The 25,688-nt window shown below is 64.9% G+C and carries 27 protein-coding genes and 1 other annotated feature; of the genes, 15 read left to right on the forward strand and 12 right to left on the reverse strand.

Going from position 1 to position 25,688, the window contains the following annotated elements; all coding sequences use genetic code 11:
- Positions 1-89 precede the first annotated feature (89 nt).
- A complete protein-coding gene (locus A3840_RS16150) occupies positions 90-1,280 on the reverse strand; it encodes an MFS transporter (RefSeq protein WP_067459191.1) in 1,191 nt (396 codons plus the stop codon).
- Positions 1,281-1,459: 179 nt separating this feature from the next.
- On the opposite strand from A3840_RS16150, the gene A3840_RS16155 reads away from it, so the two are divergent.
- Entirely contained in the window at positions 1,460-2,020 is a 561-nt protein-coding gene (locus tag A3840_RS16155) for a DUF308 domain-containing protein (RefSeq protein ID WP_067459194.1), read from the forward strand.
- Between the two features lie 120 nt (positions 2,021-2,140).
- Here A3840_RS16155 and A3840_RS16160 read toward each other — a convergent pair whose 3' ends face one another.
- Together A3840_RS16160 and A3840_RS16170 are read right to left on the reverse strand one after the other, a co-directional pair.
- Entirely contained in the window at positions 2,141-3,025 is an 885-nt protein-coding gene (locus tag A3840_RS16160) for a YihY/virulence factor BrkB family protein (protein ID WP_165603201.1), read from the reverse strand.
- 162 nt (positions 3,026-3,187) lie between these two features.
- On the reverse strand, positions 3,188-3,580 hold the full coding sequence (locus A3840_RS16170) for a hypothetical protein (RefSeq protein ID WP_131798355.1): 393 nt from the start codon (positions 3,578-3,580) through the stop codon (positions 3,188-3,190).
- Positions 3,581-3,924: 344 nt separating this feature from the next.
- Between A3840_RS16170 and dnaG the strand changes: the two genes are divergently transcribed.
- From dnaG to A3840_RS16195, 5 genes are all read left to right on the forward strand, one after another.
- Positions 3,925-5,868, forward strand: a complete 1,944-nt coding sequence (dnaG, locus tag A3840_RS16175; RefSeq protein ID WP_067459206.1) for a DNA primase — start codon at positions 3,925-3,927, stop codon at positions 5,866-5,868.
- Positions 5,869-6,060: 192 nt separating this feature from the next.
- A complete protein-coding gene (gene rpoD / locus A3840_RS16180; RefSeq protein ID WP_067459209.1) occupies positions 6,061-8,115 on the forward strand; it encodes an RNA polymerase sigma factor RpoD in 2,055 nt (684 codons plus the stop codon).
- Between the two features lie 10 nt (positions 8,116-8,125).
- Positions 8,126-8,410, forward strand: coding sequence for a DUF2442 domain-containing protein (locus tag A3840_RS16185; RefSeq protein WP_067459212.1), 285 nt, complete (start codon positions 8,126-8,128; stop codon positions 8,408-8,410).
- Between the two features lie 15 nt (positions 8,411-8,425).
- Positions 8,426-8,713 (forward strand): HlyU family transcriptional regulator, encoded by a 288-nt coding sequence (locus A3840_RS16190; protein ID WP_067459215.1) that lies wholly within the window; start codon positions 8,426-8,428, stop codon positions 8,711-8,713.
- Between the two features lie 75 nt (positions 8,714-8,788).
- Positions 8,789-9,010 (forward strand): hypothetical protein, encoded by a 222-nt coding sequence (locus tag A3840_RS16195; protein WP_067459218.1) that lies wholly within the window; start codon positions 8,789-8,791, stop codon positions 9,008-9,010.
- 19 nt (positions 9,011-9,029) lie between these two features.
- Here A3840_RS16195 and A3840_RS16200 read toward each other — a convergent pair whose 3' ends face one another.
- The 4 genes from A3840_RS16200 to A3840_RS16215 all read right to left on the reverse strand — a co-directional run bounded on the left by A3840_RS16200 (position 9,030) and on the right by A3840_RS16215 (position 13,961).
- Positions 9,030-10,067, reverse strand: coding sequence for an LLM class flavin-dependent oxidoreductase (locus A3840_RS16200; RefSeq protein WP_067459221.1), 1,038 nt, complete (start codon positions 10,065-10,067; stop codon positions 9,030-9,032).
- Between the two features lie 97 nt (positions 10,068-10,164).
- A complete protein-coding gene (locus A3840_RS16205) occupies positions 10,165-10,851 on the reverse strand; it encodes a tellurite resistance TerB family protein (protein ID WP_067459224.1) in 687 nt (228 codons plus the stop codon).
- A gap of 185 nt (positions 10,852-11,036) precedes the next feature.
- Entirely contained in the window at positions 11,037-11,414 is a 378-nt protein-coding gene (locus tag A3840_RS16210) for a hypothetical protein (RefSeq protein WP_067459227.1), read from the reverse strand.
- 249 nt (positions 11,415-11,663) lie between these two features.
- On the reverse strand, positions 11,664-13,961 hold the full coding sequence (locus A3840_RS16215) for an OmpA family protein (protein WP_067459230.1): 2,298 nt from the start codon (positions 13,959-13,961) through the stop codon (positions 11,664-11,666).
- Between the two features lie 252 nt (positions 13,962-14,213).
- Here A3840_RS16215 and A3840_RS16220 point away from each other — a divergent pair, with 252 nt between their 5' ends.
- The gene (locus A3840_RS16220; protein ID WP_067459233.1) at positions 14,214-14,633 is read left to right on the forward strand and encodes a secondary thiamine-phosphate synthase enzyme YjbQ; all 420 of its coding nucleotides are present in this window, start codon (positions 14,214-14,216) and stop codon (positions 14,631-14,633) included.
- Positions 14,634-14,635: 2 nt separating this feature from the next.
- Positions 14,636-15,466, forward strand: coding sequence for a sulfite exporter TauE/SafE family protein (locus A3840_RS16225; protein ID WP_067459289.1), 831 nt, complete (start codon positions 14,636-14,638; stop codon positions 15,464-15,466).
- 280 nt (positions 15,467-15,746) lie between these two features.
- Here the strand turns inward: A3840_RS16225 and A3840_RS16230 are convergent, their stop codons facing one another.
- Positions 15,747-16,463 carry an SIMPL domain-containing protein gene (locus A3840_RS16230; protein ID WP_067459237.1) on the reverse strand — a complete coding sequence of 239 codons (717 nt, stop codon included), beginning with the start codon at positions 16,461-16,463 and terminating at the stop codon, positions 15,747-15,749.
- A 123-nt stretch (positions 16,464-16,586) separates the two neighbouring features.
- On the opposite strand from A3840_RS16230, the gene A3840_RS16235 reads away from it, so the two are divergent.
- The 3 genes from A3840_RS16235 (at position 16,587) to A3840_RS16245 (ending at position 19,785) form a co-directional block, all read left to right on the forward strand.
- The gene (locus tag A3840_RS16235) at positions 16,587-17,063 is read left to right on the forward strand and encodes a hypothetical protein (protein WP_245676651.1); all 477 of its coding nucleotides are present in this window, start codon (positions 16,587-16,589) and stop codon (positions 17,061-17,063) included.
- 82 nt (positions 17,064-17,145) lie between these two features.
- A complete protein-coding gene (locus A3840_RS16240; protein WP_067459243.1) occupies positions 17,146-18,297 on the forward strand; it encodes a fumarylacetoacetate hydrolase family protein in 1,152 nt (383 codons plus the stop codon).
- Between the two features lie 48 nt (positions 18,298-18,345).
- Positions 18,346-19,785: an aldehyde dehydrogenase family protein gene (locus A3840_RS16245; RefSeq protein WP_067459246.1), complete on the forward strand. Its 1,440-nt coding sequence runs from the start codon at positions 18,346-18,348 to the stop codon at positions 19,783-19,785.
- A 68-nt stretch (positions 19,786-19,853) separates the two neighbouring features.
- On the opposite strand, the gene A3840_RS16250 is transcribed toward A3840_RS16245, so the two are convergent.
- The 3 genes from A3840_RS16250 to A3840_RS16260 are packed head-to-tail and all read right to left on the reverse strand — an operon-like array spanning position 19,854 to position 21,513.
- The gene (locus A3840_RS16250; RefSeq protein ID WP_067459249.1) at positions 19,854-20,276 is read right to left on the reverse strand and encodes a DMT family transporter; all 423 of its coding nucleotides are present in this window, start codon (positions 20,274-20,276) and stop codon (positions 19,854-19,856) included.
- A gap of 3 nt (positions 20,277-20,279) precedes the next feature.
- Positions 20,280-20,765, reverse strand: a complete 486-nt coding sequence (locus tag A3840_RS16255; protein WP_067459252.1) for a DMT family transporter — start codon at positions 20,763-20,765, stop codon at positions 20,280-20,282.
- Between the two features lie 43 nt (positions 20,766-20,808).
- Entirely contained in the window at positions 20,809-21,513 is a 705-nt protein-coding gene (locus A3840_RS16260) for a phosphotransferase (RefSeq protein WP_067459255.1), read from the reverse strand.
- A 139-nt stretch (positions 21,514-21,652) separates the two neighbouring features.
- Positions 21,653-21,708 (forward strand) — a sequence feature (sul1 is cis-regulatory element that is thought to sense ions involved in sulfur or methionine metabolism; They are found in Alphaproteobacteria).
- Positions 21,709-21,775: 67 nt separating this feature from the next.
- Between A3840_RS16260 and A3840_RS16265 the strand changes: the two genes are divergently transcribed.
- Positions 21,776-23,260 (forward strand): SulP family inorganic anion transporter, encoded by a 1,485-nt coding sequence (locus A3840_RS16265; RefSeq protein WP_067459258.1) that lies wholly within the window; start codon positions 21,776-21,778, stop codon positions 23,258-23,260.
- A gap of 47 nt (positions 23,261-23,307) precedes the next feature.
- Positions 23,308-24,252, forward strand: coding sequence for an ornithine cyclodeaminase family protein (locus A3840_RS16270; RefSeq protein ID WP_067459260.1), 945 nt, complete (start codon positions 23,308-23,310; stop codon positions 24,250-24,252).
- 9 nt (positions 24,253-24,261) lie between these two features.
- On the opposite strand, the gene A3840_RS16275 is transcribed toward A3840_RS16270, so the two are convergent.
- The gene (locus A3840_RS16275) at positions 24,262-24,942 is read right to left on the reverse strand and encodes an ArsR/SmtB family transcription factor (RefSeq protein WP_067459262.1); all 681 of its coding nucleotides are present in this window, start codon (positions 24,940-24,942) and stop codon (positions 24,262-24,264) included.
- Positions 24,943-25,017: 75 nt separating this feature from the next.
- Here A3840_RS16275 and A3840_RS16280 point away from each other — a divergent pair, with 75 nt between their 5' ends.
- The gene (locus A3840_RS16280; RefSeq protein WP_067459265.1) at positions 25,018-25,341 is read left to right on the forward strand and encodes an NIPSNAP family protein; all 324 of its coding nucleotides are present in this window, start codon (positions 25,018-25,020) and stop codon (positions 25,339-25,341) included.
- On the forward strand, positions 25,338-25,685 hold the full coding sequence (locus tag A3840_RS16285; protein WP_067459268.1) for an antibiotic biosynthesis monooxygenase family protein: 348 nt from the start codon (positions 25,338-25,340) through the stop codon (positions 25,683-25,685). Before A3840_RS16280 ends, A3840_RS16285 begins: the two co-directional genes overlap by 4 nt.
- Positions 25,686-25,688: the final 3 nt, after the last annotated feature.

Below are 25,688 nucleotides of genomic sequence, written 5' to 3' on the forward strand. Positions count from 1 at the left end.
CGCGCGTCCGGGCGCAGTGCCTCTTAGCGCGAAAACTGCCAATGGACCCTTACTCGATCGGTAGAAATGCGATGATAGTGAGCAGGACCTTACTCGGCGGCGGCAAATGCCGGCCGTGGCGGAGCGCTGCCGGCACGCCTTTCCAGCAGGGCCGAGATCGAGACGATTATGGCGGCGAGCGCCAGCGCCACGGTGCCGATCAGCGGCAGGGCGCGATAGCCGAAACCGGCATCGAGCAGGGCTGCGCCAAGCAGCGCGCCGATGGCGATGCCGACATTGAATCCGGCGGGAATGAGAGAGGAGGTGAGATTGGGTGCATCGGCGGCCCAGATCAGCATGCGCGATTGCAGCGGCGAGCCGAAGGCGAAATTGGCACCGCCCCACAGGACCACGCCGATGGACATGAGCACGGGATGCGGGCTGACGAAATAGAGCCCTGCAAAGAGCAGGGTCTGCACGGACAGGATGGCGATGAGCGAGGGCAGGAGCCGCCAATCGGCCAGGCGCCCGCCGATGAAGACGCCGATGGTGGAGCCGACGCCATAGAGCAGCAGGATGACGGGGATGGCCTGGCTATCGAGGCCGGTGATTTCGGTGAGCAGCGGGGCGATATAGGTGAAGAGGCTGTATTGGCCGATCATGACCAGCACCGCCACCAGGAGGCCGCTGGCCACTTGCTGCCGCCGCAGGGCCGAGAATTCGCGGCGGAAACCACCCCCGGTGGCCGCCGCGCCGGCATTGGCGGGCAGGGCGGCGGCGACGATCAGCGTGGCGATCAGGCCCAGCGCGCCCACGGCCCAGAAGGTGGTGCGCCAGCCCAGGGCATTGCCGATGGCGGTGCCGCCGGGCACGCCCAGAATGTTGGACACGGTGAGGCCCGCCAGGATGAGCGCCATGGCGAAACCGCGCCGCTCGGGTGGGACCAGGCCGGTGGCGAGGATGAAGGCGATGCCGAAATAGCTGCCATGCAGCACAGAGACGAAGATGCGCGCCAGCATCAGCGTTTCGAAACTGGGCGCGATGGCGCAGAGGGCCTGGCCGAGGGTGAAGCCCGCCCCCAGCAGCAGGACCAGGCGCTTGCGGTTGAGCTTCTTGGTGAGAAGGGTCAGCAAGGGACCACCCAGCGCGATGCCCATGGCATAGCCGGAAATGAGGAACCCGGCCACGGGAATGGAGACACCGAGCCCGAGGGCCACGTCGGGCAAGACGCCGGCAATGACGAATTCGGCGGTGCCGAAGGCGAAGGCGGCGAGGAAGAGCGCGAGCAGCGGCAAGGACATGGTGACAGACGGGCCAGGGGATGGAAATGCCTCATTCCATGCCCCGGTCAGAAGGGCAATGCACAATTTGCCGCTCCAGCTTGAGAAAAACTATAGCAGGCGGCCAGTTGGCGCGACTCCGAGAAGGGTTTAGGCTCCCGCGCGTGAGTGGCTGCGGCAGGGCCGCAAGGAGGCATGAAATGGCTGTATCGTCTCAAACCAAAAGACGTTTTGCGCTGGCGACCGCATTGCGCGGATTGCTGATGCTGCTGGGTGGTATCTATGCGGTCATCTGGCCGCTGGAGGCGCTGGCGGTGCTGGTGCTGTTCGGGGGCATCCTTCTTATCATCGACGGCGCACTGGGCCTGTGGAGCCTGACCTTTGGCGGCGGCAAGAGCGGCAATTACTGGTTCGACGTGGTGGCCAACGCCGCCTCGCTGATCCTGGGCGTGCTCATCCTCATCAGCCCGTTCCTGGCGACGATCTTCACCGTCACCTTCATGTCCACCCTGGTGGGCATCGCCGCGATCATCATCGGCGTCATGCAGATCGTGGTGGTGGTGCGGGAGCGGGAAAGCTATGCGCGCATCTGGCCGGTGGTGCTCTCGGGCGTTTCCTATGTGCTGCTCGGGCTGGTCTTCCTGCTGTTTCCGCTGCTCAGCGCCTCGATCGGCATGATCCTGGGCGGCATTCTGCTGATCGTGTTCGCGATCGGCCTGTTCGGCTGGGCCTGGCGGTTGTATCAGGCCAGCAAGGCCTGAGCTGGCCGAGGTCAGCCGAGGTTTTCACTCTCTGCACGTCCTTTGGCGTCTTGAGGATGAATCGCGGCAGACGTCGGAACCAGCACAGACCTCAAAGCGGGGAGGCCAATGGGTTGGCGTTCAGCCCGACACGGCCTTTCCCCGCTCGGCCTCGCGCTGCAATTCGGCATTGACGATGGCGCCCAGCACCACGGCCAGCGCCGAATTATACATCCAGAGCAGCAGCACGATGGCCGTGGTCAGCGAGCCGAACGTGGCTTCGAAATTGCCGATCTGCTCGACATAGAAGGAAAAGATGGCGCAGGCCGCCAGCCAGAGCGCTGTGGCCAGCAGCGCGCCGGGCCATATCCACCGGGCGCGCCTGAAGCGCCTGTCGGGGGCATAGCGATAAAAGGCGGCGATGGCGCCGGCACCCAGGACCAGCAGGAGCGGCCAGCGCAAGGCGAGGATCAGGTCCTGGTCCTGGCTGAACCAGGGTAACGCGGAAAAGAAGGCGGGAAGGCCGGCGACCAGCGCCAGGATCACGAGCAGGGCCAGACCCGCCAGGAAGGTGACCAGGACCGCAATGAGGATGGCGGAGACGATGCCGCGCTTTTCCTCGTTCGAACGGGTGCGGGAAATGGCGTACATCAAGGCCGCCATCCCGCGCGATCCGCTCCAGGCGGCGACCACCAGCGAAATGGCCAGTCCAATGCCCAGGCCGGTATTGGACTGCGTGGCCAATTGTGACAATTGGCCGGCAATGGTCTGGAGCGCCATGTCGGGCACGATGCCTTCGAGCCTGTCCACCATGTCGGCCATGAACGACACCGGCATGAGCAGGCCGACGAGGATGATGATGGCGCTGGCGGCGGGGAACAGCGACAGGAAGCCGAAATAGGCGATGCCGGCGCAATGCATGGTCGTTTCCATGCGGGTCATGGCGGTGAATATGCGCCAGAGGACACGGCGCCAGCGAAAATGGCTTGTCGGGGCGGGCGATTTCTTCGCCGGTGCCGGCGTCATGTCGGTCATCGTGCCGGATCAACGGCAGAGGCGGCCCGGAGTTGCGCCGGGGCCTGTCGTCTTGGCTGGAATCTTTGCATTTCCAAGTGTCATCGCGGCGAAGGCACCGACGACCCGTAGTGACGGCGAAGGGGGCGGCGCGTCCAACGGAGGGGACGCGCGCTAGCGGTAAATCACTTCAACACCGGCCACGCTCGGGTCCTGGCGAAGGATTTCTGCGCCTTGAGGCAGGGTCAGTTCGACATTGCCATAGCCATCCCAGCGCGGCTGCAGATCGGCCTCGGCGCCGATGGAGAGGAAACTGGCCGCGTCGAAGGGCACCTCCTCGCCCGGTGGGACGAGGACGGCCTGGATATTGGGTTCGGTCGGGCCGCAGGCGCGGGAAAAGGTCACGAGGTCGAATTCGCCATCAGGGGCGGTGACGCGCTGGTGCTCGGTAACCACGCATTCGGGCAGGAGATCGTTGACGAACCACAGGGTCATGCCGATGGCCAGGGCCGGGCCAAGAGTCAGGGCCAGCAGGATGGCGGGGGACATGGTCGAGGAACGGGCCATGGGCTGTGTCTTTCGTTGCGGCTGGAGCGCGCTTGCGGCGTTCGTGCTTCTTAGTGCAGGCCGAGGGCGCCGGTCCACCATCGCCTTTACTCGGCGCCTGCGTAGTGAGTGCATAGCGTGAACGCTTGAGGGGGCGGATATGGTGGGGCGGGATTTTCTTCCACCTGCCAGGCGAAGTATCGTTTCGGCAATTTCCCATTCTCGAGCGGGTCCATGTCGTCGACGGCAAAAGCGTGCGGTGATGCCCGGCTATTAGCTCGTTATGGGGGGCGATCTGACGGATAGCGGGGATAATCCCGCGTGATGCTGGTGACTTGGCGCGGCCAAGCGCCTATCTAGCTAGCATGCGCTTTTCCGATCAGTTCCTGGATGAGATCCGCCAGCGCCTGCCGATCACGCAGGTGGTGGGCGAGCATGTGCTGTGGGACAAGCGCAAGAGCCAGCCGGGCAAGGGCGACATGTGGGCCTGCTGCCCGTTCCATGCCGAGAAGAGCCCCAGCTTTCACGCCGATGACCGGCGCGGCATCTATCATTGCTTCGGCTGCGGCGTTTCAGGCGACCATTTCCGCTTTCTCACCGAAAAGGCCGGGATGAGCTTTCCCGAGGCGGTGGAGAAACTGGCGGCGATGGCGGGCGTGCCGATGCCGGCGCGGGACGAGCGCAGCGAAAAGCGCGAGGCCGAGCAGCGCACGCTGGTCGATGTCATGGAATTGGCGACCAAATATTTCGAGGCGGCGCTGGCGCATAATATCGGGGCGCGGGCGCGCGGCTATCTGTTCGAGCGGGGCGTGTCGGCCGGCAGCCAGAGCCGGTTCCGCATCGGTTTTGCGCCTGACAGCCGCAACGGGCTCAAGGAACATCTGGCGGCCAATGGCGTATCGGCGCAGGCGATGATCGATACCGGGCTCGTCACCAGCCGCGACGACGATCCGCTGACCTATGATCGCTTCCGCAATCGCGTCATGTTCCCGATCACCGATTTTCGCGGGCGGGTGATTGCCTTTGGCGGGCGGGCGCTGAGCCCGGACGTGCCGGCCAAATATCTCAATTCCCCGGAAACGCAGCTCTTTTCCAAACGGCAGACGCTTTACAATGGTCAGTCGGCCCGGGCGGCGGCGCGCGAGGGGGCGACGGTGATCGTCGTCGAGGGCTATCTGGACGTCATCGCGGCGGTGGCGGCGGGCTTCGAGGGCAGCGTGGCGCCGCTGGGCACCGCGCTGACCGAGGAGCATGTGCAATTGCTCTGGCGCATGAGCGACAATCCGGTGCTGTGCTTCGACGGCGACAAGGCGGGGCTCAAGGCGGCGGAGCGTGCGGCGAACCTGATCCTGCCCCATCTCAAGCCCGGCAAGAGCGTCAAGATCGCCACCCTGCCCGAGGGGCAGGACCCGGACGACCTGATCAAGGCGCAGGGGCGCGGCGCTTTCGCAGATGTGATCGAGAAGGCGCGCAGCCTGTCCGACGTGGTCTGGAGCCTGGAGACGGGGGGTGGGCTGGTGCCCGAGGCGCCGGAAGAGCGGGCAGCTTTGCAGGCCCGGCTGCGCGAGCGGGCCAATTCCATCCAGGATTCCAATGTCCGGTTTCACTACAGCCAGGCGTTCGACGAGAAGATCAAAGCCTTCTTCGCGCCCTTGCGGCAGGGTGCGCGGGAAAATTGGCGCGGCGGCGGCAAGCCGGCCTACGGCCAGAGCGGCGCCTATGGCTATCCTTCGCGGGGGACGCCGCGGCTGGTGGTTTCCGATACACTCAAGAATTCTAGGCTGTTGCGCCCCAGCGCGGTGGCCGATGCCTCCCCGCGCGAGGCGACCATCATCCTGACGCTGGTGAACCATCCGGCGCTGGTGGAGGACAAGTTCGAGGCGCTAGCAGCGCTCGATTGTGAAACCAGCGTGGCGCAAAAGGTTCTGGGGGACATTCTGGCGCTGGCGGTGCGGCATCACGATATTTCGGCCGAGGATTTGCGCGCGGCTCTGGGTGTGCGTGGCCATGGTCCGGCGCTGGACCGGATGGCGGACAGCCTGACCCGGCAGGGCGTGTGGCAGGTGGGGCCGGAAACAGCCCGTGCGGACGCGGAGACCGGATTAGGTCACGCCCTGGCCTTGCATAACAAGAAAGTTCAGCTAAATAGGGAACTGAAGGCAGCCGAAGCCGCGCTGGGCGAAGACCCGAGCGAAGAAACCTTTGAAAGGCTGCGTGACATCAAGAACCAGATTACCACTGTCGATGGCACAGAGGCATTGATCGAAGGATTTGGTTCGCTATCGGGACGCGCAACTCGCAGTTTTTAGGGATTTTACCCTGAGGGCGGCGACGATGCGCGATTTTGCGTTATGGCGAATCACTTGCCTAACGCAGTCCGAGGCGATCAGATTGGCGTGGATCGTTAACGGTCCGGTGACCAAACCTTTACCTTGTCTTGAGTTGTCACCACCTATGACACAGCCGGGACCGCCCCGCCCACGGGTCCCGAGGAGTAAATGATGGCCACCAAGGCAGCGAACAAAGTTTCCAAGGATACCGAAAAGCCGGAATCCGGCGCGCCTGAGACGTCCAATGACGGTCCGCTGATCGACCAGAACGATGCCGCGGTCAAAAAGCTGATCAAGGTCGCCAAGAAGCGCGGCTACGTCACCTATGAAGAGCTCAATGCCGTGCTGCCCTCCGACGAAGTCAGCTCCGAGCAGATCGAAGACTTCATGTCGATGTTCTCCGAGATGGGCATCAATGTGGTTGACGAGGACGAGGTCGAGGAAACCGAAGTCGAGAAGGACGAGGACGATAGCGGCACCGAAGTCGCGCCCTCGACCGGCACCGCTGTCGCCAGCACCTCCAACACCAAATCCGGCTCCGACCGCACCGACGACCCGGTGCGGATGTATCTGCGCGAAATGGGCTCGGTCGAATTGCTCAGCCGCGAGGGCGAAATCGCCATCGCCAAGCGTATCGAGGCCGGTCGCGAGACCATGATCGAGGGCCTCTGCGAGAGCCCGCTTACCTTCCAGGCCATTATCATCTGGCGCGACCAGCTCGCCCAGGGCGAAATCCTCCTGCGCGACATCATCGACCTCGAGGCCACCTATGCCGGGCCCGACGCCAAGCAGGCCGCGCCGGAAATCCCCGTCGCGGCGCCCAAGGCCGAGCCGGAACCCGTCAAGGAAAAGGCCAAGGCCGCGCCCAAGCGCGCCTCGGGCGATGACGAGGACGATTACGTCCCCGAGGAGCCGGAAGCGCCGCAGGATCCGGTCGAGGACGACGACGACGAATTCGACAATGCCCTGTCGCTCTCGGCCATGGAGGCCGAGCTCAAGCCGCAGGTAGTGGAGACCTTCAACCGCATCGCCGAAGCCTATGGGCAGATGCGCGAGATGCAGGACCGCCATGCCGAAGACCGCACGGCCACCGTGTCGGAAGCCGAAACCAGCAAGCTCAGCGCCCTGCGGGCCGAAGTGATCACCGACGTCAAGTCGCTGTCGCTCAATGCCGGGCGTATCGAAAGCCTGGTCGAGCAGCTCTATGACATCAACAAGCGCCTGGTGCGGCTCGAAGGCCGGCTGCTGCGCCTGGCAGAGAGCTATGGCGTCAAGCGCGAAGCCTTCCTCGAAAACTATTACGGGCGCGAGCTCGACCCGAGCTGGGAATGGTCGCTGGAAAGCTTCGAGGGCAAGGGTTGGGCCGAATTCGCCCGCCGTGAGACCGATACCATTGCCGATCTGCGCCGCGAAATCGCGACGCTGGCGACTGAAGCCGGCCTCGATATCGGCGAATATCGCCGCCTGGTGCACAAGGTGCAGAAGGGCGAGCGGGAAGCGGCCATCGCCAAGAAGGAAATGGTCGAGGCCAATCTGCGTCTCGTGATTTCCATCGCCAAGAAATACACCAATCGCGGCCTGCAATTCCTGGACCTGATCCAGGAGGGCAATATCGGGCTGATGAAGGCGGTCGATAAATTCGAATATCGGCGCGGTTACAAGTTCTCGACCTATGCGACCTGGTGGATTCGCCAGGCGATCACTCGTTCGATTGCCGACCAGGCGCGCACGATCCGCATTCCGGTGCACATGATCGAGACGATCAACAAGATCGTGCGCACCAGCCGCCAGATGCTGCACGAAATCGGCCGCGAGCCGACGCCGGAAGAGCTCAGCGAAAAGCTGCAGATGCCGCTCGACAAGGTGCGAAAAGTTCTCAAGATCGCCAAGGAGCCGATTTCGCTCGAAACGCCGATCGGCGACGAAGAGGACAGCAACCTGGGCGATTTCATCCAGGATGTGAACGCGATCCAGCCGATCGATGCGGCGATCCAGTCGAACCTGCGTGAAACGACGACGCGTGTTCTGGCCTCGCTGACGCCGCGCGAAGAGCGCGTGCTGCGCATGCGTTTCGGCATCGGCATGAACACCGACCACACGCTGGAAGAAGTGGGCCAGCAATTCTCGGTGACGCGCGAGCGTATCCGCCAGATCGAAGCCAAGGCCCTGCGCAAGCTCAAGCATCCGAGCCGCAGTCGCAAGCTGCGGAGCTTCCTCGATAATTAGGAGCGGCCCAATGGCTGCACCTCTCAAGCTCACCTCTCTGCGCGCCACCATTCCCTTCAAGCTGGTGGTGACCTTTTCGGACGGCACGTTCGGGACCTTCAATGCGGCGCCGATGCTGGCGGAGCGGGGCGAGGGGACCGAGCCGCTGCGCGACAGGGCCTATTTCGCCAAGGTCGAGCTGGTCAATGGCAAGCCCATCTGGCCGAACTATTTTGACATCTCGCCGCTTTGGTTGCAGGAGGAGATGGACAGGAACGGCGCGCTGGAGCGACCCCGGCCCGCGCGCGGACGCTAAAACGAGGAGAGGCCCATGTCGTTTTTCAAGAAGTTGTTCGGCGGTGGCGGCAATGCCGAGCCGGAAGGCGACAAGGTTCTGGGCGAGGAGAGCTATAAGGGCTTTCTGATCAAGGCTATCGAAATGAAGGCAGGCAGCGAATTGCAGCTTGCCGGCACGATCGAGAAGGATGTCGGCGGCGAAACCAAAACCTATCGCTTCATCCGGGCCGACCGCATGAGCTCGATGGACGACCTCGTCTCCCTGGCGCTGTCCAAAGGCCGCCAGATCGTTGACGAGCAGGGCGACGGCATTTTCCGCTAAGCCCTTTACAATATCCGCATTTGACGACCGCGAGCCGGCCAGGCTCGCGGTTCTGTTTTGAAAGGGACCAGTGAAATGGCCAAGAAACCCACCGCCCGCACCGAATTCGTCATGTTCGACGTCGTCTACGAAGACGGCAGCCAGCGCTCCAACCGCAAGGTGGATGCCAGCCTGCTCGGCGGGCTGGACGGCGACGAGCCGGCAAAGACCGCCATCATGGAGCAGGATCGCGCCATCTCGGAAAAGTCCGGCATTCCGCCGCTGGCTATCAAGTCGATCAAGCGCAGCGGGAAGTGATCAGCCCAGCGGGAAGTGATCAGCCCAGCGCCTTGTCGACAGCCGGCTTCACCACGGTGCCGTAAAGCTCGATCGCCTTCATGACCTCGGCATGGGGCAGGGTGCCGACGCTCAATTGCAGGCCGAAGCGATCGTGGCCGAACCATTCGTGCTGCATCAGGATCTTGTCGATCACTTCCTGCGGCGAGCCGATGTAATAGGCGCCTTCCGGCGTCGTGCCGGCGTCGAACTGGGCGCGTGTGCCTGGCGGCCAGCCGCGTTCCGCCCCAATCTTGGTCATGACGGCATTATGCGCGGGAAACGCCTTATCGCGGGCCGCCTGACTGTCTTCGGCGATGAAGCCGTGGCCGGATACGCCCAATTTTAACTTGCTGACATCGTGGCCGGCCTTGGCGCCGGTCTGGCGATAGAGCTCGGTCAACGGCTGGAACTGGCGGGGGCGGCCGCCGATAATGGCGATCATCAGCGGCAGGCCGTAATAGGCGGCGCGGGCCACCGAATTGGGCGTGCCGCCCACCGCGATCCAGAGCGGCAATGGGTCCTGGACGGGCTTGGGGAAGATTTCGAGACCGGAAATGGGGTTGGTATGCTTGCTGCCGGGCCAGGCGACCTTGCCGCCCTGGCGGATATTGAGCAGCATTTCCAGCTTTTCCTCGAACAGATCGTCGTAATCGTTGAGGTCGAGGCCGAAGAGGGGAAAACTCTCGATGAAGGAGCCGCGACCGGCCATGATCTCGGCTCGGCCATTGCTGAGCAGATCGAGCGTGGCGAATTGCTGCCAGACGCGAACCGGATCGTCCGAGCTCAGCACCGTGACGGCCGTGGAGAGGCGGATGGATTTGGTGCGGGCCGCAGCGGCGGCAAGGATGGTCACCGGCGCAGAGGCGACATAGTCAGCGCGGTGATGTTCGCCGAGGCCGTAAAAGGCCAGTCCGAGCTGGTCGGCCAGCTCGATCTCCTCGATCAGGTCATGCAGGCGTTCGGCGGGCGACTGAAGGCCATTGCCGTTCAGCGGGTCGGGCGTGTTTTCGGCGAATGAATAAAGTCCGAGTTCCATGGCATGTCTCCTTGCGGGCAGATGTGGACGGGGCCGGTCCCGGCCGCAAGAACGCACATGGGTGATACCGCGCGGGGGCGCCGCGCGGTATGCGAGATCAGACGTTGCTGCCGTTCGGCGTATAGGCGAAGGGCGAAGCTGGCGTCGGGGCGGGTTGGGGCGCCTTTTCGCCTGCGCTCTTGTGGATTTCGGCCACCAGGGCCGGGTCCAGTTTCAACTTGGCCGCCAGCGCTTCGAGATAGGCCTGTTCGGCCGCGGTATCGGCGCTGATGGCGACGAGCGAGGCAGCGTAAATCTCGGCGGCATGCTCGGGCGTATCGGCGCGGGCAACGACGGCGTTGATGTCGAGCGGAGTGGAGAGTTCGTCGAACACCCAGGCCTTTTCTTCGGCGGAGAGCGGCATGGTCTTGAGCCGTTCGAAAATGGCTTCCTTCTCGTCGGCGTCGATGCGGCCATCGGCCTTGGCGGCGGCGATCATGGCGCGCACCAGCGTCTTGCCGAGCTCTTCCTGCCCTGCATCGTCAGTGGGTGCCGGTATGAAAGCGTCTTCGGCGGGAGCAGGGCCGGCATTGGCCTGGTTCTGCTGGTAATTCTGCCAGGCCTTGTAGGCGAGGCCGCCGACGGCGGCCACGGCGCCGACCTTGACGGCATTGCCCAGCAGCTTGCCCGGCTTGCCGCCGGACAGCAGCATGCCGGCGGCGAGACCGGCGGCGCCGCTCAACGCGGTCCTCTGGGCGTTCTGGTCGGTCTGCAGGGTCTTGAGAATCTGGTCGATATTGAACATGGCGGCTCCCGTGGTTTGCCGGAAGATGGGTATGAACCGGCGGTTTGGCAACCTGCATGGCCGAGAAGTATGGCGGGCTGGAGGAAGCCGATGAAACCGTTGGCCAATAGGAAAGACCCCGGTGGGGCGCCGGGGTCTTCTAAGGCCTTGGAGGGAGGAGCCAAGGCCGAGCTGATAAAAAGTGCTTAGTTGGCCGGGGCAGCCGGTTCAGCAGCCGGGGCAGCCTCGGTTTCCGTGCCGGCCGGGGTTTCAGCCGGAGCGGCCGGGGCCGGAGCGGCGTCAACGGCCGGAGCCTCGGTCATGGGAGCGGCGTCAGGAACCGTCGCCGGGGCCGGGGTTTCGGTCATGGGGGCCGGAGCGGCAGGATCGGTCACGGCAGGAGTGCCATTGACGTCAACGCTGGTCGAAGGGCCGGAATTGGCCGAGAAAACCAGATAGCCGATTGCCAGCAGGGCCAGAGCAACGATGATCCCGACGAACCAGCCGGTACCATTGCTCTCACGGGTATAGACGGTACGGTCGCCGTCACGGGTGTAGACAGTATCGCGTTCGGGGGTAGCCATCGTTTGCTCCTTTGTTTCAACGCTGGCTAAGAAACGCCGCCCTCGCCGGAGAGTTCCCGGAAACGTGAAAAGGCATCAAAACTTCGACTTCAGAGATAATAATAAATAGGATTCAAAGTGTTGCGCGCATGACTGGCGCGGCGGCGCCTTTGTTTTTTGTGGCTTTTTTGAGATTTTATCGGCAATGGTAGCCGCAGAACGAAGAAAGGCCGGGCTGGAGCCCGGCCTTTCGGTTCTATGCGCCGATGCCTAGCGGCTGGCGACTGTGATAAGCGGCGTGATGCGGCGGATGGTGACGCGACGGTTTTCGCGTTCGGCCGCCTCGGTGCGGATCTTGAGATAGCGCTCGCCATAGCCCTGGGTGGCCAGGTTTTCCGGCGGCACGCCGTAGAAGTCGGTCAGCACGCGGGCGACGGTGGCGGCCCGCAGGTCCGACAGGCGCAGGTTGGAAATATCCGAACCTATCGCGTCCGTATGGCCCTCGATCAGGAAGGTCTCGTTGGGATTGCGCTCCAAGAGAGCCAGCATGGCGTTGGCGACATGGGAGAGCGAGCGGACCTGGTCACGGCCGATCGTGGCGGCTCCGGTATCGAAGGTGAGATTGCCCACTTCGAGCTTGCGGACGCTGTCGCGGATACGAGCGGAGCGCTTGACCTCGTCGATGGAATAGATACGGGCGACCTGTTCCACCGGCGGCTGGGCGAAGAAGCGTTCCAGCTCCTGCTCGTCCGCATAGCGGGCATCCAGCACGTAATCACGCACCGGAATGTTCAGCCGCAGCGGCGGCAGGTCGCGGCCCGGATCGTACCAGGTATCGAGCTGGTTGCCATAGCGGTCGTCGAAATAGGCCAGCACATATTCGCGGCCATCGGGATCGATGCGCGAACGGCGCAGGATGTCGCCGTTGCGGTTGCGCACAGTGACGATCTGGGTGCCGTCGGGGCGGGTGATCACTTCACGCACGCGGCCATTGGCGAGATTCTCGTAGTAAATCTCGTCCTGCTGCGGATCGTAGAAGCGGTCGGTATCCTGGCCGATCGAATTGACGATCAGCTGGGTGCCCACCTGCAGGATCACCTGGGCGATTGCGTCGCCGGTGCTGGTCTGCACCACGGGCGCCTCGACTACGGTGACATTGTTCTGCTGGCCGATATTGGTCTGCGTCACATTGGTCGAATTGTCGATATTGGTGACGTTGTTGGTGATGTTGGTGATGTTGGTGATGTAATTGTTGACCACGGTCTGGTTGACCGTCGTGTTTTGCGTCGCCTCGATCACCGTGCCTTCCTCGGCGGTCACCGCGGCGATGGGCTCGGCAGCCAGGGCGCGGACCTCCTCGGACTGCGCTTCCTCGTCGCTGGCAGGCGGCGGGGCGACCGGTTCGGTTTCCATTTCCTCGACGGTAACTTCCGCTTCGGCCGGGGTTTCGGCGCCGGTTTCCACGGCGGAGTCCAGGTCCTTGGCGCTGTCAAGCACCGGCGCGATCTGCTCGGGCGTCACGCCTTCGGGCAGGGTCTCGACGGGTTCGGCAACTTCGCCATCGGGCGTCACCTCTTCCACCGGCTCGGGCTGTTCGGCCACGGGTTGCTCGTCTGCTGGTTCCTCGACAGGGGCGGCAGGCTGTTCGAGCGCCGGAACGACCGGGAGTTCGAGGCCATACTGGGCCAGGCAGGCGGTGACGTCCGGCTGGCCGGCTTCGGCGCAGATGGCGGCGATTTCGGCACGGGCGCCGTCAATGCTGGCCTGGGCCGCCGCGGCGTCGCCGCCGGAGAGCAGGTCGGCAACCGCTTCTTCATAGATGGCGACCTGCTCGGCCAGGAGGCCGGCATAGTCGATGCCGGATTCGGCGGGCTGTTCGGCCACCGGTTCCTCGGCGACCGGTTCTTCGGCTGCGGGTTGTTCAGCGGGCGCTTCCTCGGCGACAGGCTCCGGGGCGGCGGGCTGCTCGACCGCGGGTTCGACCGCCGGCTGTTCAGCGGCGGGCTCTTCGGCTACCGGTTCCTGGGGCGCCGGAGCGGGCTGTTCGACGACAGGCTCGGGGGCCGGTTCCTCAACCTGGGGCGCGGGTTCGGGCGCCGGGGCAGGCTCCTCGACCGGGGGAGCCGGTTCTTCGGCGACCGGTTCGGGCGCAGGCTCTGGCGCGGGCTGTTCCACGACTGGGGCGGGTTGAGGTTCAGGCTCCGGCTCGGGCTGCGGCGCCGGTTCGGGCACTGGTTCGGGCTGCGGGGCGGGTTCCTCCACAGCCGGGGCCGGTTCGGGCTCTGGCGCGGGTTCAGGCTCGACCTGCGGCTCGGGGGCCGGGGCCGGCGTCGTCGCCGCGGTCATCGCGGCGATACATTCATCGAGGCTGGAAAAGCCGCCGACGATGCAGAGCTCGGTCAATTCGGCCCGCGCCGCGTCCAGAGCGGCGGCGTCGCCGGACGCCTGGGCATTGAGATAGGCGCTGTAGGCAGAACGCAGTTCGGCGTCCTGGGCCAGGGCCGAGAGCGGCGCAAGGGCCATGAAACCGATGCTGGTTCCGGTAAGCAGCCAGGTCTTGAGGCGCATGTTCTTATTCCTTTGTGTTTGGCACACGTCTGCCGAGCATCTTAGGTGTTTCCTGAACCCATCCTGAATGAATGAAGCCCTCTGATACAACAGCCCGGCAACCCCGCAGGGCGGGAACGCGGGGCTTTGCGCATGGTTCCCGATGCGGCCCGGCGCGAGATTGGCCGCCGCATTTGGGCGGCAATGGGGCAATGGACGGATTGGCTGGGGATGGCCTCGCGCCCGCGGGCTCAAACGTGCTAGGCCGTTCGCATGCGACAGGCTATCGAGACGATCGCGGTACAGACCAGGGGGCAGGGGCTCTATGAGGTGAGCCGGGCCCTGCGCGCTTTCGTGGCGCAATCGGGAATCGCGACGGGCCTCGCCACCGCCTATGTCCGGCACACTTCCTGCTCGCTGCTCATCCAGGAAAATGCCGATCCGGACGTTCAGACGGACCTTGCCGGCTTTTTCCACCGCCTGGTGCCGGAGGGTATGGACTGGCTGGTGCATACGACGGAAGGGCCGGACGACATGCCGGCCCATATCAAGGCGGCGCTGACCCAGACCTCGATCGGTATTCCGGTGAGCGATGGCCGGCCGGTGCTGGGCACCTGGCAGGGATTGTATCTGTTCGAGCATCGCCGCCAGCCGCATCGGCGGGATCTGGTGCTGCATATCATCGGAGAATGAACATGGATTGGGGATTGCTCGCCAGCTATTGGCCCTTCGCGCTGGCCATGGGGGTGACCGGCATGGTGTCCGGCGTGGCCGCGGGCCTGCTGGGTATCGGCGGCGGCGCGGTCATCGTGCCGGCCCTGGCCAATAGCCTGCTGCTCATGGGCTATGATCCCGATATCGTGCAGCATGTGGCGGTCGGCACCTCGCTCGCCATCATCATCCCCACCGGCATCATGAGCGCGCGCGCCCATTACAAGCGCGGGGCGCTGGATGTGGCCGTGCTCCGGCTCTGGGTGCCGTTCGTGGTTGCGGGCACCTTTGTCGGCGGCCTCATGGCGGGGCTCTATTCGGGCAATGTGTTGCGCATCATCTTCGCGCTGCTTTCCTTCTTCATCGCCGCCAATATCGTGTTCTCGTTCCAGACCAGGCTGATGGGGCATCTCAAGGACGCGGCCTGGGCGCATCGGCTTTCGGCGTTCATCGTGGGCTATATTTCGGCGCTGATCGGCACGGGCGGCGGATCGCTGACCGTGCCCACGCTGGTGGCCTTCGGGCGGACCATGCACAATGCGGTGGGCACTTCCGCCGCCATCGGCGTGGCCATCGCCCTGTCGGGCACGGCCGGCTTCCTCATCGCGGGCTGGGGCGTGGCCGACCTGCCCCCGGCCAGCCTGGGCTTCGTCAACCTGCCGGCCTTTGCACTCGTGGGCGGGCTGGCGGCCATATTTGCGCCCTTCGGCGCCGCATTGGCCCACAGACTGGATCAGAAGACGCTGAAATACGTCTTCGCGGCCTTCCTGGTCGCGGTGGGCCTCAACATGCTCTGGAAGGTGGTTCTGGGGTAGGCTATCCGGCCGCCCGCACGTGCCATTCGAGCATGGCTCTCATGGCCTTCTCGCCTAGAATTCCTCTACCGGAGGAGTTTTCCGCTGCGCGGATGGATTGAAGGGGTTGGTGGGGACGGAGTGACTACGGTGGAACCGCCCCCACCGCCCAAGCCCCCTCGATGAGGGGATCCGGGGACATGATGGCGGAAGGAGGACTCGTTCCGCCACCGATGTAACAACGAGGGTTTGGCCCTTCGGGTTTGGCCAAAACATGGCAGGTCAGCGGCCCGCCTGTGGATTAGTCGGCACTGTTGTCCAAATCCCACGCCACGTTGACGGTGATGGCAAAGGTCAGTTCGCCTGCTTCCACCGGCACGTCGGCCGATTGGGCCACTTCGGCGCGGGCATACATGGCATAGGGCTGCGGGCTGCCGTAATTCTGGCTTTCGCTGATCGATTCCAGATCGCCCAGGCCGGCGCCGGCCACTTCGGCATAGAGCTCGGCCTTGGCGCGGGCATCGGCAAAAGCGGCCTTGCGGGCTTCGTTCAGCAGTTCGGCCGGATCGGCGACCGAGAAGGACACGCCGTTGACGGTATTGGCGCCTACGGTCACCGACTTGTCGAGAATGGCGCCCAGTTCTTCCAGGTCGCGCACCACGACGGTCACCGAATTGGCCACCTGGTAGCCGTTGATGCGCGGGGGCAGGGTATAGCCCAGCTCGTCGCGGGCGTCGGAATAGACATAATTCGGATTGACCGAGAAGCCGGAGGTCTGGATGTCGCGGGCCTCGATGCCGGCTTCCTTGAGCGAGGCGATGAGTTCGGTCATGGCGGCGGTATTGGCGTCGAGCGCTTCGCGGGCGGTGGCGCCCTGGGTGGTCACGCCGGACATGATGGTGGCCATGTCGGGGGCGGCGCGCACTTCGCCGCGGCCTTCGATGGTGATGGAGCCGGCATAGGCGGGCAGGGCGGTGGCGAGAAGCGCGAAGGGAACGAGGACGCTGAGGGCACGCATGGCAAACTCCTTGGGATGCGATTGCCCGGGAAGATTTCCCGGGGCAATGCGTTCTTATTGCGGCACAGATGAACCGGACTTGAACAAGTATTATCGTGGTATCCGAAAAGGATGGGGACGCCGATGTGGGAAACTGCCAGCTATGTGGTCACGGTTATCGGCCTGCCGATGGCGATCGCCTTCTATGCGCTGGACAGGCTGAAGCAGCGCTCGCAGGAAGAGGAGGAGACCTACCTGCATCTGTCCGATGAATATGTCTCCTTCCTCCGGCTGGCCCTGGACAATGCCGATCTGCGCCTGCTCGATCCCGCCGCGACGCCCGGGCTGGACGAGGAGCAGAGAATGCGCAAGTCCGCGCTGATGGGCGTTCTCATTTCCTTGTTCGAGCGGGCCTATATCCTCACCTATCGCGACGATATGCGCGGCTCCGAACTGCGCCGCTGGCGTTCCTGGGAGGACTGGATGCGCGAATGGTGCCGGCGGGAGGATTTTCGTTCGGCCATGAAAATGCATCTGCCCGGCGAAGACCCCGAATTCGTCGCCTATTTGGAGGCCCTGGCCGAACAGGAACGAGGCGATCGGTCCCGCGCGTCGTCATAAAGTATGATTTAAGCGCTTGGCGGCTTGCGCTGCCCGTGCCCGCTGGGCTAGTCACAGGCCCTGACATGTCAGGGGGTAGTTGATGAGCTCAGACCATATTCCAGACGGCCTTCTTTTCGGACGGGCCTGGGTGCCGGGCTTCGATCACCCCCGGGTGGTCACCGTGCGGGACGGGCAGGTGGTCGATATCACCGCGCCGGGCATGGCCAGCGTGCGCGACGTGGCCGAAAGCGGCCGGGCGGCCGAATATGTGCGCACGGCGCCGGGGCAGGCCGTGGGCGCCGTCGAGGCCGTGATGGCCAATGCGCTGGCCGGCGGATCCCGCCAGGATGTGCCGCGTCTCCTGGCTCCGATCGACCTGCAGGCCATCAAGGCCTCGGGCGTCACGTTCGTCGTCTCGCTGCTGGAGCGGGTGATCGAGGAACAGGCGCGCGGCGACAAGTCCCGCGCCGATGCGCTGCGCTCGGAAATCCTGGACCTGATCGGCACCGACCTGTCGCAATTGGTGCCCGGATCGGACGCCGCCATGAAGGTGAAGGCCGCGCTGATCGAGAAGGGCGTGTGGAGCCAATATCTCGAAGTGGGGATCGGACCGGACGCGGAAATCTTCACCAAGGGCCAGCCGATGAGTGCGGTGGGCCATGGCGCCGAAGTGGGGCTGCATCCGATATCGACCTGGAACAATCCCGAGCCCGAGGTCGCGCTGCTGGTGACCAGCAAGGGCGAGATCATCGGCGCGACGCTCGGCAATGACGTCAACCTGCGCGATGTCGAAGGGCGCTCGGCGCTGCTTCTGGGCAAGGCAAAGGATAACAATGCCTCGGCATCCCTGGGGCCGTTCGTGAGATTGTTCGAGGGCGATTTCACGCTGGAAACGATCAAGCAGGCCGAGATTGCGCTGCGCGTCGAAGGCGAGGACGGCTTCGTGCTGGAGGGGCGCTCCAACATGGCCGAAATCTCCAGAACCCCGGAATCGCTGGTGTCCGCGACCATCGGCGATCATCACCAATATCCCGACGGGCTGGTGCTTTACCTGGGCACCATGTTCGCTCCGGTGCAGGATCGCGACGGGGCCGGCAAGGGGTTCACCCACAAGATCGGCGATGTCGTCTCCATTTCGACACCGAGTCTGGGCACCTTGACCAACCGGGTGAACCTCTCGACCAAATGCCCGCCCTGGACCTATGGCACCAGCCATCTGCTCCGTGACCTTGCTCGCGCCAACCTCCTCTAATCGCAGCGCTTTCCTCCTCCGAAGCGCCAATCACCGAAAGGCATCGACATGACCGACTTGCACAAGAACCTGATCGACGGCGAATGGGTGGGCTCGGATGGGGCGGAGAACATCAACCCCTCCAACATCAATGAAGTGGTGGGCGTCTATGCGCGCGCCAGCGCCGAGGAAACCAAGCAGGCCATCGCCGCCGCCAAGGCCGCTTTCCCCGCCTGGTCGCGCTCGGGCATTCTGGAGCGCCACGCGATCCTCTCCAAGACCAGCCAGGAAATCCTGGCGCGCAAGCAGGAACTGGGCGAATTGCTGAGCCGCGAGGAGGGCAAGACCCTGCCCGAAGGTATCGGTGAAGTCACCCGCGCGGCGCAGATCTTCGATTTCTTCGCCGGCGAAACCCTGCGCCTGGCCGGTGAAATCCTGCCCAGTGCCCGGCCGGGCCTGACGGTGGAAATCACCCGCGAACCGGTGGGCGTGGTGGGCATCATCACCCCCTGGAACTTCCCCATTGCCATTCCGGCCTGGAAGATCGCCCCGGCGCTCTGCTACGGCAATACCGTGGTGATCAAGCCGGCCGACCTGGTGCCGGGCTCGACCTGGGCCATCGTCGATATCCTGCAGCGCGCCGGCCTGCCCAAGGGCGTGCTGAACCTGGTTATGGGCCGCGGCTCGGTGGTGGGCCAGACCATGCTGGACAGCCCCGATGTCAACGCCATCACCTTTACCGGCTCGGTGGGGACCGGCAAGCGGGTGGCGGAAGCCTCGATCAAGCATGGCCGCAAGTTCCAGCTCGAAATGGGTGGCAAGAACCCGACCATCGTGCTCGACGACGCCGATCTCAAGGTCGCGGTGGAAAGCGTGGCGCAGTCGGCGTTCTTCTCGACCGGGCAGCGCTGCACGGCATCGAGCCGGGTGATCGTGACCGAGGGTATCCACGACAAGTTCGTGGCGGCCCTGGCCGAGCGCACCAGCGGGCTGCGTGTGGGCCATGCCCTTGAAAAGGATACGGAAATCGGCCCGGTGGTCGATCCCGGCCAGCTCAAGCAGGACACCGATTACATCGAGATCGGCAAGGGCGAGGGCGCCAAGCTCATGGCCGGCGGCGAGCGGGTGAAGAAGGATACCGACGGGTATTTCCTGCAGCCGACGCTGTTTACCGAGGCGACCAATTCGATGCGGATCGCGCGCGAGGAAATCTTCGGGCCGGTCGCGGCGGTGATCAAGGTCAAGGATTACGAGGAAGCGCTGGCCACGGCCAACGATACGGAATTCGGGCTAAGTGCCGGTATCGTCACGACTTCTCTGAAATATGCGACCCATTTCAAGCGCAATTCGGAGGCCGGGATGGTGATGGTGAACGTGCCGACGGCAGGCGTGGATTTCCACGTGCCCTTCGGCGGCCGCAAGGGCTCCAGCTATGGTCCGCGCGAGCAGGGCAAGTATGCGGCGGAGTTCTTCACCATCGTCAAGACGGCCTATACCTCGGCCGGCTAAGGCGCAGAAAAGCATCGCAAAACGCTAGCACGGGGCCCTCGCGGGCCCCGTATTCGTTAGCAGACTGTTCACCTTGAGCGCTGCGTCAGCGCCACTCCGGCCAGGATAAGGGTAACGCCGAGGGCACTGGCCCAGAACGTCATGGGCGCGCCGCGCGCCAGATCGAAAAGAACGCCCGAAACCATCTGCCCGCCGATGACCAGCAGCGCGGAATTGACGGCGCCGATGCGCGGGATGAGCCAGGAGCCGGCGGTGACGAAAATCACCCCCAAAGGTCCGCCGAGATAGACCCACCAGGGCGCGTCGGCGGCGCCGGGCAGGATGAGGTTTCCGAGAACCAGTCCGAGGACGGTGAGGAAGACGAAGCCGACAATGTGGTTCCAGAACGAAGCGATGAGCGGGCTGGTGGACATGGCCAGGCGGCCATTGAGCTGGCGGCTGAGGCCGACCAGGACGCCGGCGATGAGGGCATAGGCGATGAAGAGCGTCATCTGTCAGCTTCCCATGCCGAGGAAGATGATGAGCAGGCTCCCCGCGACGATGAGGACGACCGCGCCGGCATCGCGCCCGGTGAGGCGGCGGCGGGGCAGGCCGAACAGGCCCCATTGATCGGCCGCGAGGCTGAAGGCGACCTGACCGGCAAGGCCGAGGGCCAGGGTGCCGGCCAAAGCCAGGGGCGTGTTGACGCTGGTGGAAGTCAGCATGACGGTGGCGGCGCCGGAAATGCCGCCGAGATAGGCCCAGAGCGGGGCCTTGCCGGAGGCCGATGGTTCCGCCGGCCGCCGGCGGAGGCGCAGCAGGGCCAGCACGAGGATGGCCGCCAGCGTGCCGGTGCCATGGGCCAGCCAGGAGGAATAGAGCGCCCCGCCATAGCGGCCGGCTTCGGCATTGATGAAGACCGCAAAGGTCAGCAGGCCACCGCTGGCGAAGGCGGCGAGCAGATGCAGCGGCTTGGGGCGCTGCGCTGGAATGGACGACATGGGAAGAACCGATTCGCAAAGAATGCGGCGAGCCTAGCACGGCTCAGGGCATGCCGTCGGGGTGATAGAAAGCGGTGATATTGGCCAGCGTCCAGCCAAGACAGGCCTGGGCCCAGTCGGTGGCGGCCGCGATATTGCGTTCCCGCGCCCATCTGGCGCGGCCGGCCTGGCGGGCGGGCAGACAAGCGGCGACCAGGCCGGGCGTGCAGGAGGAATGGGCATAAGCGGCGATGAAGAGCTCCATCCGGCGGCGCTGCTCGGCGGGAGGCCGATCGGGATCGCCGAAATCGAGCCAGGCCCAGACCGAATAGGTCAGATCCCAGAGACGGGTGCCGGGCGCGGCGGTGTCGAAATCGATCATGCCGGTGGGCAGGCCATCGGTCATGACCGTATTGGCCGGCGTCCAATCGTTATGGCACATGATTTCGGCATGGGCCGCGACGACGGGCGCGAAATCGGCGGTGGCGTCATGATAGGCGCGCAGCAGGCGGGCGGCCGCCACGAGCTGGACGTCGGTGAAATCGCCCTCGCCGACCGGGACATGACCCGGCAGGAAGGTGAGGATTTCCCGGCCCTGCGGGTCATGGCCAAGAAAGCGCGGCGCGCCGGAAAAGTCCTTGCGGTCCAGATGGGCGAAAAGGGCGTGCTGCAGGCTCATGTCGCGACGGATGGTGCGGCGGACCGTGTCGCCGACGCGCACGACAGTGCTGATCTGCCCGCCCGCCAGGGGAATTTCAGCTTCGGTCATGCGGCACCCTCTCTCCAGCGATAATGATCGGGCGGGGGCACAAGAGCAAGAAGCGCGGCAGCGAGCCGGCGCCTGTGACGGGGAAATGGGTTGGGCGGCTTGATTTTTTTCGGCGCAGCCCGCATGAAGGCCGCAGAACTCCGGACCCGGTGCAATCCCGGGTGGCTCTTCTGGCCGCCGATCCGCCAGACAATCCAGTGATACATCGCCGTCCTGCCCGTCTGCCCAGCGCGGACCCGGCCCGACGCCATCTGGACCCTTCATGACCTTTTCAGATTCTCTCCGCCGCAACTGGTTCTCCAACCTTCGGGGCGACATTCTCGCGGGCATCGTCGTTGCCCTGGCCCTCATTCCCGAGGCGATCGGCTTTTCCATCATTGCCGGCGTCGATCCCAAGGTGGGGCTTTACGCCTCGGTGGTCATCGCCATCGTCATTTCCTTTGCCGGCGGGCGTCCGGCCATGATCTCCGCCGCGACGGCGGCCACGGCCGTGCTGTTCGGATCGCTGGTGCGCGAGCATGGGCTGCAATACCTGCTGGCGGCGACGATCCTGGCCGGGGTGCTGCAAATCCTCGCCGGATATCTGCGGATCGGCTATCTCATGCGCTTCGTGTCGCGCTCGGTCATGACCGGCTTCGTCAACGCCCTGGCCATCCTGATCTTCATGGCGCAATTGCCCGAACTGATCGGGGTGACCTGGCAATCCTATGCGATGATCGCAGCCGGGCTCGCGGTGATCTATCTGTTTCCGCGCCTGACCCGGGCCATTCCCTCGCCCCTGGTCTGCATCCTCGTGCTGACCGGCGCGGCGCTGATGCTGGGCATCGACACGCGCACCGTCGCCGATCTGGGCGAATTGCCCGATGCGCTGCCGATGCTGCTCATTCCGCAAATCCCGCTCACGCTGGAAACGCTGTGGATCATCCTGCCCACGTCCGTGGCCGTGGCCGCCGTGGGCCTATTGGAAAGCCTCCTCACCGCCTCGATCGTCGACCAGATGACCGATACCAAGAGCGACAAGAACCGGGAAAGCATCGGGCAGGGCATTGCCAATATCGCCAGCGGCTTCTTCGGCGGCATGGCCGGATGCGCCATGATCGGGCAATCGGTGATCAATGTGAAATCGGGCGGCCGGTCGCGGCTCTCCACTTTCGTGGCGGGCGCTTTCCTGCTGTTCCTGCTGCTGGTGCTGGGCGATTGGGTGGGGCTGGTGCCGATGCCGGCGCTGGTGGCCATCATGATCATGGTGTCGATCGGCACGTTCCGCTGGTCGTCGCTGACCGACCTGCGTCACCATCCGCGGCGGTCGAGCCTGGTCATGCTGGCCACGGTCATCACCGTGGTCGGCACCCATAACCTGGCGCTCGGCGTGGGGGTCGGGGTGCTGCTGTCCGGCATTTTCTTCGCCTGGAAGGTGGCGCAAATCTTCCGCGTCTCCTCGATTCTGTCGGCTGACGGGCGCGAGCGGGATTATCTCGTGGAAGGGCAGCTCTTCTTCGCCTCCGCCGCCGATTTCGAGGCGGCATTCGATTTCCGGGAAAAGCTGGAGCGGGTCCGCATCGATGTCAGCCGGGCCCATATCTGGGACCTGACCGGCGTGCAGGCGGTGGACATGGCGGTGCTGAAATTCCGCCGCGAAGGGGTGGAGGTGGAGCTGATCGGGATGAACGAGGCCAGCGCCACCATCATGGACAAGCTGGCCGTACACGACCAGCCGGGCGCCCTCGAGCGCATGCTCGGCCATTAAGAGTGGACGGCCGGCCTGGCCATGGCGAATGAGGGGATTGGACGCTCATGTTTCACCTGACCGCAGACGATTTCTGGCAGCTGCTCCCGCTCGAGGACGCGGTGGAGGCCCTCCGCGCCTTTCATGAGGCGCCGGCCAATCCGGTGGTCGGCCGACATCTCCTGCAGCAGCCGGATGGGCCGGGGACCTTCGCTTCGCTCTCCGCGTGGTCGGACACCTACATCGCGGTCAAGCTGATCGGCGCCTTTCCCGGCAATCCGTCGTTGCCCGCGCCACTGGCTGCCGGCCAGGGCCTCGTGGCGCTGCTCGACGGAAAGACCGGCGTGCCGCTGATGACCTGTGACGCGGCGGCGCTGACCCATTGCAAGACCGCCGCCGATTCCGCGCTCGGCGTCGATCTTCTCGCCCGTCGCGACAGCGAGACGCTGCTGATCGTTGGCGCCGGCGGGCTGGCCGAGCATTTCATCCGGGCCATATCGGCCATGCGCCCGAACCTGCGGCGGATATGGATCTGGAACAGGACGGAGGAAAGGGCGGGGGCGCTGGTGGAACGGCTGCGGGGCCATGCCATCCCCTGCATGGTGGCGGCCGATCTCGGCAGCGCGCTGGCGGAGGCGGATATCGTCTCCTCACTGACGATGAGCGAGGTTCCGCTGGTGCGGGGGCAGCTGTTGCAGCCGGGCGCGCATGTGGACCTCGTGGGGTCCTACCAGCCGCAGATGCGGGAAGCCGATGACGCGGTGCTGATGCGGGCCGGCCGGCTTTTCCTCGATACGCGGCTGAATTGCGAGGCGAGCGGGGATGTGTGCCAGCCCCTCGCGGACGGCATTCTGCGGCGCGAGCAAATCGAGGCCGACCTGTTCGATCTCTGTTCGGGCAAGCATGGTGGGCGCGCGAGCGACGCGGACATCACCGTCTACAAGAATGTCGGCGGCGGGCATCTGGACCTGGCGGTGGCCGCAGAGGTCTATCGGCGGGCGATGCGCGGCTGAGGCGCGGCACTACCCGCCGAACATGGCCTGGAACTGCCGGGCGCCGGAGGGGGTGAAGGTGACGATGCGCGTGGCTTTTTCCACGCTGGCCCAATCCAGCTCGACAAAGCGGGCGAAGAGGGCGCGGCCCAGGCTGCCGGCCAGATGCGAGCGGCGCTCGCTCCAGTCGAGGCATTCGCGGCACAGGGCAGGGCGGCCGGCGGCGAGCGCGTCGATGTCCAGGCCGAGGCCGGCCATGAAGGTCCGGCCGGTTTCGGTCAGCCGCAACTGGCCCTCGCCGGAGGCCAGGTATTGGTTCGACACCAGGCTGTCGAACATCTGCACGCCCATGTCGCCGGCCAGGTGATTGTAGCAGATGCGGGCCCGGCGCAAGGCCTGGTCCCTGGGGCCGGTGCGGCTGCGCAAATGGCCGGCGCCGGCGGCAAGGCCCATCAGCGCTTCGAGCACGCCCGCCACCTCCGCCGAGGCGAGGGAGAAATATTTGTGCCGGCCCTGCTTGCGGGTGGACAGAAAACCGCTTTCCAGCAGGCGGGCCAGATGGGCGCTGGCCGTCTGCGCGGTGATGCCGGCCTCGGCGGCCAGCTCGGTCGCGGTCAGCGCCTTGCCGCTCATCAACGCGACCAGCATGTTGGCGCGGGCGGGGTCGCCGATCAGCGCGGCGATGCGGGCAATGTCGGGACCTTCTTTCATAGTTCGATGGTAACCGAAGCATGGGCGGAGCGAAAGCCCCTATGATGGGCCCGGTTCATTCCGGAGGACGCCGCCATGCTGACCTGTATCATCCGCTATCAGATCGACCCGGCCAAGAAGGAGCACTTCGTCCGCTATGCGCGCAATTGGGGACAGGCGATCCCGCGCTGCGGCGCCGAGCTGATCGGCTATTTCGCTCCGCATGAGGGTTCGGCCACGCTGGCCTATGGCATCTACAACATTGCCAGCCTCGCCGATTACGAGGCCTATCGGGCGCGGCTGGCCGCCGATCCGCTCGGGCGGGAGAATTACGACTTCGCCCTGCGCGAGCGCTTCCTTTTGCGCGAGGACAGGACGTTCCTCCGGCTGGTGTCCACGCCGCATGGGGACCGGGCATGATCGCGGTGATCTTCGAGGTCGAGCCGGCCGAGGGGCAGGAAGCGGCCTATCTCGATATCGCCGCCGATCTGCGGGCGCTGCTGGATGAGGTGGAGGGCTTCGTTTCGGTCGAGCGGTTCAGGAGCCTGACCGATCCCGGCAAGGTGCTGTCGCTGTCGTTTTTCGAGGACGAGGCGGCTTTGGCGCGCTGGCGCAACAATGCCGCGCATAGACGCGCCCAGGCCATGGGACGCGGCGGGGTGTTCCGCGATTACCGGCTGCGCATCGCCCATGTGCTGCGCGATTACGGCCTGGCGGCGCGGGCGGAAGCGCCGGCGGACAGCCGCGCGGCGCATGAGGCGTGACGA

The organism is Devosia elaeis (assembly GCF_001650025.1).
In the GTDB taxonomy this organism is placed as follows: Bacteria; Pseudomonadota; Alphaproteobacteria; order Rhizobiales; family Devosiaceae; genus Devosia; species Devosia elaeis.